Below are 5,103 nucleotides of genomic sequence, written 5' to 3'. Positions count from 1 at the left end.
GAGGGCATCGCCATCGACCTGCGCAGCGACGGGCTTGGCGCGGTGGTCCGTGACATGCTCGCAGCCGAACGGGAGCTTGCCGCATGAGCGATCCGACCACCCTCCGCATCGTCATTCCGCTCGCCATCCGCAAGCGCAATGGGCGGCCGAAGATCCTGCCGCCAGCCGATCGGGCGCCGGATATGGGCGGAGTGGACCCGCATGCCCTGAAGGCAATCGCCCGCGCATGGCGCTGGCGGCGGCAGCTGGAATCCGGTGCCGCTTCCACCATCCAGGATATCGCGGCGGCCGAGAAGCTCTCCGACCGCTATGTCGGCCGCCTGGTGCGGCTCGCCTTCCTCGCGCCGCAAGTGCTCGAACGCCTTATCATCCACCGCATGCCACCGGCGCTTTCTCTCGCCGAGCTCATCGCCCTTGCCGGCCCTCCGTGGACGGAGCAGATCGAAACGGTGGCTGGGTAGGCTGTATAGCAGGTCCGAAAAATCTCCGTCGCAAGATGATTCAGAGGGGGTTACGTCACAATTACCCCCTCTGATCTGCTGTCAGTCCGTCTTCACGGCAATCCGTTTCACCTTGGCCTCGGCATCGGCAGCCTGCGGCAAGCGGATGGTCAACACCCCGTTGCGGAAACTGGCCTCGGCCTTGTCACCATCCACCCCCGGCGGCAGGGGGATCGAACGCCAGATCGCGCCATAGCTGCGCTCGGACAAATAATAGCCCTTCTTTTCCTCCTGGTGCTCAACCTTCTTCTCGCCCTTCACCGTCAGGGTCTCGTTGGCAATGCTCACCTCGATATCGTCAGGCGACATGCCGGGCAATTCGATCGATACTTCCACGCCCTTGTCGGTCTGCACGACATCGGAGCGTGCCTCGCTTTGGCCCCATGGCCAGTCGAGTTCCCCAAAGCCCTTGCTCATGCGTTTCCAGAACCCTTCGAACACCTGGTTCATTTCGCGCTGCAAGCTGGCAATGGGGTTTGCCTGTTCATCGCTCTGGGCGGTTTGCGGCAGGTCGTCCTTGCTCGCCCAGGGAATGAGATCCTTGATCTTCATGTCATCCTCCCTTGTATTTCAAGCGGTCTTGACCTTGATGCTGCGGGGCCGGGCTTCGGCAAGGCGCGGGACGCGCACGGTAAGAACGCCATTTTTCAGCTCGGCCTCGATCCTCTCGCCATCCAGATCGTCGGACAGCAGGAAGGCGCGCTCGTAATCGCCGGGCAAATATTCCCGGTGAACGAGCTGGAGCTCATCGCTCTCCAGCCCCTGCGCGCGGGCGCGGATGCTGAGCTGTCGATTCTCGAGCGAAACCTCGACATCCTCGGCCGCCACCCCAGGCAGTTCGAGCATCACGGTAAAGCCGTCCCTTGTTTCGAGGATATCGGCCAGCGGGCGCCACACCGGGCGATTGCTGGCCGGTTCCGCCAAGGTCTGAACCGCGGGGTTCTCGTGCGTGGTCATCACCTGATTGGTCATTGCTTTCCTCCCTCCTCACGCAGCGTTGATCGCGATACGGCGCGGCTTGTCCTCGTCGGGACGTGCCACGGCGATGCGCAGCACACCATTGGCAAGACGCGCTTCAACCTTGTTCGGATCGACGCGAAACGGCAGACGGATGGCCCGGGTAAACCGGCCAAAGGCACGCTCACGCCGATGCCAGGTCGCGCCTTCGGTGTTATCGGGCGCCTTGCGCTCTCCAGACAGGGTCAGGACATTGTCCTTGACCTCAACGTCGATGGAATCGGGCTCAACCCCGGGCAGTTCAGCTGTGATCGCGGCTGCCTCTCCGTTCTGCCAGATATTGATGGCGGGAAAAGGAGCGCTTGCGCGGGCCGTTATACGGTCAAGACTATCCGAAAGTCGCCGCATCAAGGCAAAGGGATCAGCCGGATAAAGTGCAGTTCGATAAAGCATCGTCTCATCCTCCCAACAGCGCCCGAACATGGCCGCATAGAGGACGAGTCAGACCGACGCGGCTTAACCGCTTTTATTGTCAGGGCGTTGGCTGGGCGCTTGCTTCCTGTTTCCAGCCAGCCTGCCAATATGGCCAGACCCGCCTCTTGTCATGAACCCCATTCGGGCATTCGCAACAGATAAAGGAAGCGCGTCTGACGATTTCAAGACCCGGACTGAACCCGGGGCCAATGAGCGTTGTTCAGCGCGGATTGTCTGCCGCAGCGATGGTGACCTCAAGGCTCCCACCCGTGCGGTCGAGCCGGCGCAGGCGCAAGGCCAGCAACAGCTGCAACGCGCCGGAAAGGGCCGCATAGAAGGCAATCACCCATCCCAGCGAGATGAGGCTGGCAAGCGGATAGGTAAACAGCAACCAGATCAGCAGGCCGCCGAACACCACCGAAAGCACACCCGAAAGCGCAAGCCAGACTTCGCCGGAGATCTCGCGGCGCAGGCGCACGGCTGCCACCAGTTCGAAGATCCCTGTGGTGACTGACCAGAACACCAGGCTCCACCAGAACAGCAAAGCGAGGGCAATGGTGGCGATGAGCGGCCAGATAAGCACGACCAGCCCAGCCAGCACACCAAAGGCGCCGCTCAGCGCCAAACCACCCCAGCTTTCCCCCGCACGCATCCGCCGGTAGGCCGCCACCAGGCTGAACGCGCCATCGACAAAGGCAAAGGCGCCGAACACGATCGTGAGGGCAAACAGGGCTGATCCTGGCAATGCCAAGGCCAGGGCCGCGAAGATCAACGCCAACAGACCACGCAGCGCAAACACCCACCAATTGCGTGTCAACGAGCAGTGCTGGACAATCTGGGTCATGCGATCAACACCTTGCCTCAACCGCAGCTGTCAGAACCTTCTCGCGTTGTCGCAGCGGTTGGTTGTGGAGTAGTGCTGCACTGCAAGACTGGCAAGCAGAATTGCCAACACCTGAGCCAGAAGGGCCTTTCATGCATCAGATTGTGGTCGAGTTTTCCATCCTGTTGATGGCCGCGCTGGCCGCGGTGCTGGCCGCTGTCCGTCTGCGCCTTTCGCCTACGGTAGGATATCTGCTTGCCGGGATCCTGGTGGGGCCTGGCGCGGTGGGACTGGTAAACCGCAGCGAGGCCATGGCGCTGCTGTCGGAACTGGGCATCGCGGTGCTGATGTTCTTCATCGGGCTGGAATTTTCCTGGTCACGTCTGATTTCCGAACGACGCAAGGTGTTCGGCTTCGGCGGGGCCCAAGTGGCATTGACCGCGGTGCTGGCTGGCGCAGTCGTATCGCTGTTCAGCAGCGCCAGCATCATTGCCAGCCTGTTGGTTGGAGGCGCGGTCGCCATGTCATCGACCGCCATGGTGCACAAGCATCTGGTCGAGCGCGGCGAAGGCGCGACCGGCTATGGCACAACCACCACCGGCGCCCTGGTCTTGCAGGATGTCGTCTCGCTTGCGCTGCTGGGCGTGCTTGCTGTCCTTAGCGGGACAAAGGGCGATATCACCTTGCTAGCGAGCCTGACGCATCTTCTGAGCGGCATCGCAATACTTTTCGTGGCGGCATTGCTGGCGCGCCCCACGCTGGGCCGGGTGCTCGCCTTTGCCGCCCGCACCCGCTCGAACGAGGTGTTTCTGATCGCCGTCTTGGCGATCCTGTTCGGCGCAGCTCTGGGCGCAGAGAAGATTGGCCTGTCCTTGCCGCTGGGCGCCTTCGCCGTCGGCGTGATCCTTGCCGAAAGCGATTTTCGCCACCTGCTCGAGGATGAAATCAGACCCTTCCGCGATCTGCTGCTTGGGGTGTTCTTTCTTGCCACTGGCATGTCGCTTGATCTGGGTATCGCTCTTGCCCAGCCGCTGATCGTGATCGGTGGTGCGCTGGCGATTATCGCGGCCAAATTTTCCCTTGTGTGGGCGATTGCCCGGATCAGCGGGCAACCGCGCCGCGAGCGCGTGCGCACGGCACTGCTGCTGGCCCATTGCGGCGAATTGAGTTTGCTGCTGCTCGGCCAGATCGGAGCGGCCGGGTTGCTCGCGCAAGACGAGGGACAATTCTTGCTGGGAATGATTGCGCTGAGCATGATGCTGGGCGCGGTCATCGTTCATTTCAGTCCACAATTGGCTGAATGGATTGCGCATTCGGCAGAGGAGGAACCGGACCACACCGGTGAGGCAGAGGCGATCCGCGCAACCGAGGGATTGAACCGGCACATCATTCTTGTGGGGTGCGGCACCATCGGACGCACGTTGGCCGAAGCGCTGCATGCCAGTGGCACTCCCTATGTCGCGATCGAACGCGATCACGAGCGGTTCATGCGCGCCAGAGAGCGCGGCCTCAACGTCATCTTCGGCGATGGCCATCGCAAGACCCTGCTTGAAGCGGCAGGGGTTGATCATGCCAGCGCTGTGGTGCTGTTCTTGCGTGAGGCCGAAGCGCCCATCCGCCTCATGACCACGCTTGCCGAGCGGCACAATGGCGAGCGGGCCATCATCGCCAGTTGCCGCGACAATCGTGCGGCGCAGGTGCTGTTCGATGCCGGGGTGGACTATGTCTTTCCGGAAAACCTTGCCGCTGCCCTCGCCCTGGCACGCGCAGCCATGCGTGCATCGGGCATGGCCGAAGAGCAGGTGGAAGCAAACATCCGAGCGCTGCGCCAGAAGCTTGCACCAGATGCAGGTTTGCGGGATCGGGAAATGGTTGAGCCTTAGCCGGAGCTTGTCATGTCCCTGCAGCCTGCAATCACGCCGGCTGTGGACCATCGCCATCATCGCCGCCCTGCTGTTCGGCCTGTGGTACCTCATGCCCGTGCTGCGCGAGCGGCTTGCCCCGCCCGCAGCCTCAGGCGCGCCGGATGCGCAAAGCCGGGTGGTCACCGCCCGCGGCGATCTGGCCGAGGATGAGAAGGCCACCATCGCGCTGTTTGAAAAGGCGCGCGATTCGGTGGTGTTCATCTCAACCGCTGAGCTTGTGGCCGATCTGTGGACCCGCAACGTGTTCGAGGTGCCGCGCGGCACGGGTTCGGGCTTCATCTGGGATGATGCCGGGCACGTGGTCACCAATTATCACGTCATTGCCGGGGCCTCGCAGGCGCGGGTGCGGCTGGCCGATGGGCGCGATTACAAGGCCGCGCTGGTGGGCGCCTCGCCCGCGCATGATATTGCGGTGCTCAAGATC

Annotated in this window: 7 protein-coding genes; 3 read left to right on the top strand and 4 right to left on the bottom strand. The window is 62.6% G+C overall.

The genetic code is table 11. The features are described 5' to 3' along the window. Positions 1-83 precede the first annotated feature (83 nt). Positions 84-461, top strand: coding sequence for a hypothetical protein (locus G524_RS0112065; RefSeq protein ID WP_027443920.1), 378 nt, complete (start codon positions 84-86; stop codon positions 459-461). Positions 462-542: 81 nt separating this feature from the next. Here G524_RS0112065 and G524_RS0112060 read toward each other — a convergent pair whose 3' ends face one another. From G524_RS0112060 to G524_RS15925, 4 genes are all read right to left on the bottom strand, one after another. Then, positions 543-1,052, bottom strand: a complete 510-nt coding sequence (locus G524_RS0112060) for an Hsp20/alpha crystallin family protein (protein WP_027443919.1) — start codon at positions 1,050-1,052, stop codon at positions 543-545. 18 nt (positions 1,053-1,070) lie between these two features. Continuing rightward, positions 1,071-1,472 (bottom strand): Hsp20/alpha crystallin family protein, encoded by a 402-nt coding sequence (locus tag G524_RS0112055; protein WP_027443918.1) that lies wholly within the window; start codon positions 1,470-1,472, stop codon positions 1,071-1,073. Positions 1,473-1,487: 15 nt separating this feature from the next. Beyond that, positions 1,488-1,910 carry an Hsp20/alpha crystallin family protein gene (locus tag G524_RS0112050; RefSeq protein ID WP_027443917.1) on the bottom strand — a complete coding sequence of 141 codons (423 nt, stop codon included), beginning with the start codon at positions 1,908-1,910 and terminating at the stop codon, positions 1,488-1,490. Positions 1,911-2,151: 241 nt separating this feature from the next. Further along, positions 2,152-2,775, bottom strand: coding sequence for an HdeD family acid-resistance protein (locus G524_RS15925; protein WP_051221212.1), 624 nt, complete (start codon positions 2,773-2,775; stop codon positions 2,152-2,154). A 131-nt stretch (positions 2,776-2,906) separates the two neighbouring features. Here G524_RS15925 and G524_RS0112040 point away from each other — a divergent pair, with 131 nt between their 5' ends. Both G524_RS0112040 and G524_RS0112035 read left to right on the top strand, forming a co-directional pair. Further along, a complete protein-coding gene (locus tag G524_RS0112040; RefSeq protein ID WP_027443916.1) occupies positions 2,907-4,637 on the top strand; it encodes a cation:proton antiporter domain-containing protein in 1,731 nt (576 codons plus the stop codon). A gap of 7 nt (positions 4,638-4,644) precedes the next feature. After that, positions 4,645-5,103, top strand: a 459-nt coding sequence (locus G524_RS0112035) for a S1C family serine protease (RefSeq protein WP_027443915.1), incomplete at its 3' end; no start/stop codon positions are given.

This window comes from Erythrobacter cryptus DSM 12079 (genome assembly GCF_000422985.1).
Classification (GTDB): domain Bacteria; phylum Pseudomonadota; class Alphaproteobacteria; order Sphingomonadales; family Sphingomonadaceae; genus Erythrobacter; species Erythrobacter cryptus.
Note: the sequence above shows the minus strand (reverse complement) of the source record. Positions and strands in the feature narration are given on the sequence as shown.

Bases quoted from the DNA above. Each gene is read 5' to 3' on its own strand.
- G524_RS15925 (WP_051221212.1), bottom strand. From the start codon at position 2,775: ATGACCCAGATTGTCCAGCACTGCTCGTTGACACGCAATTGGTGGGTG.
- G524_RS0112055 (WP_027443918.1), bottom strand. From the start codon at position 1,472: ATGACCAATCAGGTGATGACCACGCACGAGAACCCCGCGGTTCAGACC.
- G524_RS0112065 (WP_027443920.1), top strand. From the start codon at position 84: ATGAGCGATCCGACCACCCTCCGCATCGTCATTCCGCTCGCCATCCGC.
- G524_RS0112040 (WP_027443916.1), top strand. From the start codon at position 2,907: ATGCATCAGATTGTGGTCGAGTTTTCCATCCTGTTGATGGCCGCGCTG.
- G524_RS0112050 (WP_027443917.1), bottom strand. From the start codon at position 1,910: ATGCTTTATCGAACTGCACTTTATCCGGCTGATCCCTTTGCCTTGATG.
- G524_RS0112060 (WP_027443919.1), bottom strand. From the start codon at position 1,052: ATGAAGATCAAGGATCTCATTCCCTGGGCGAGCAAGGACGACCTGCCG.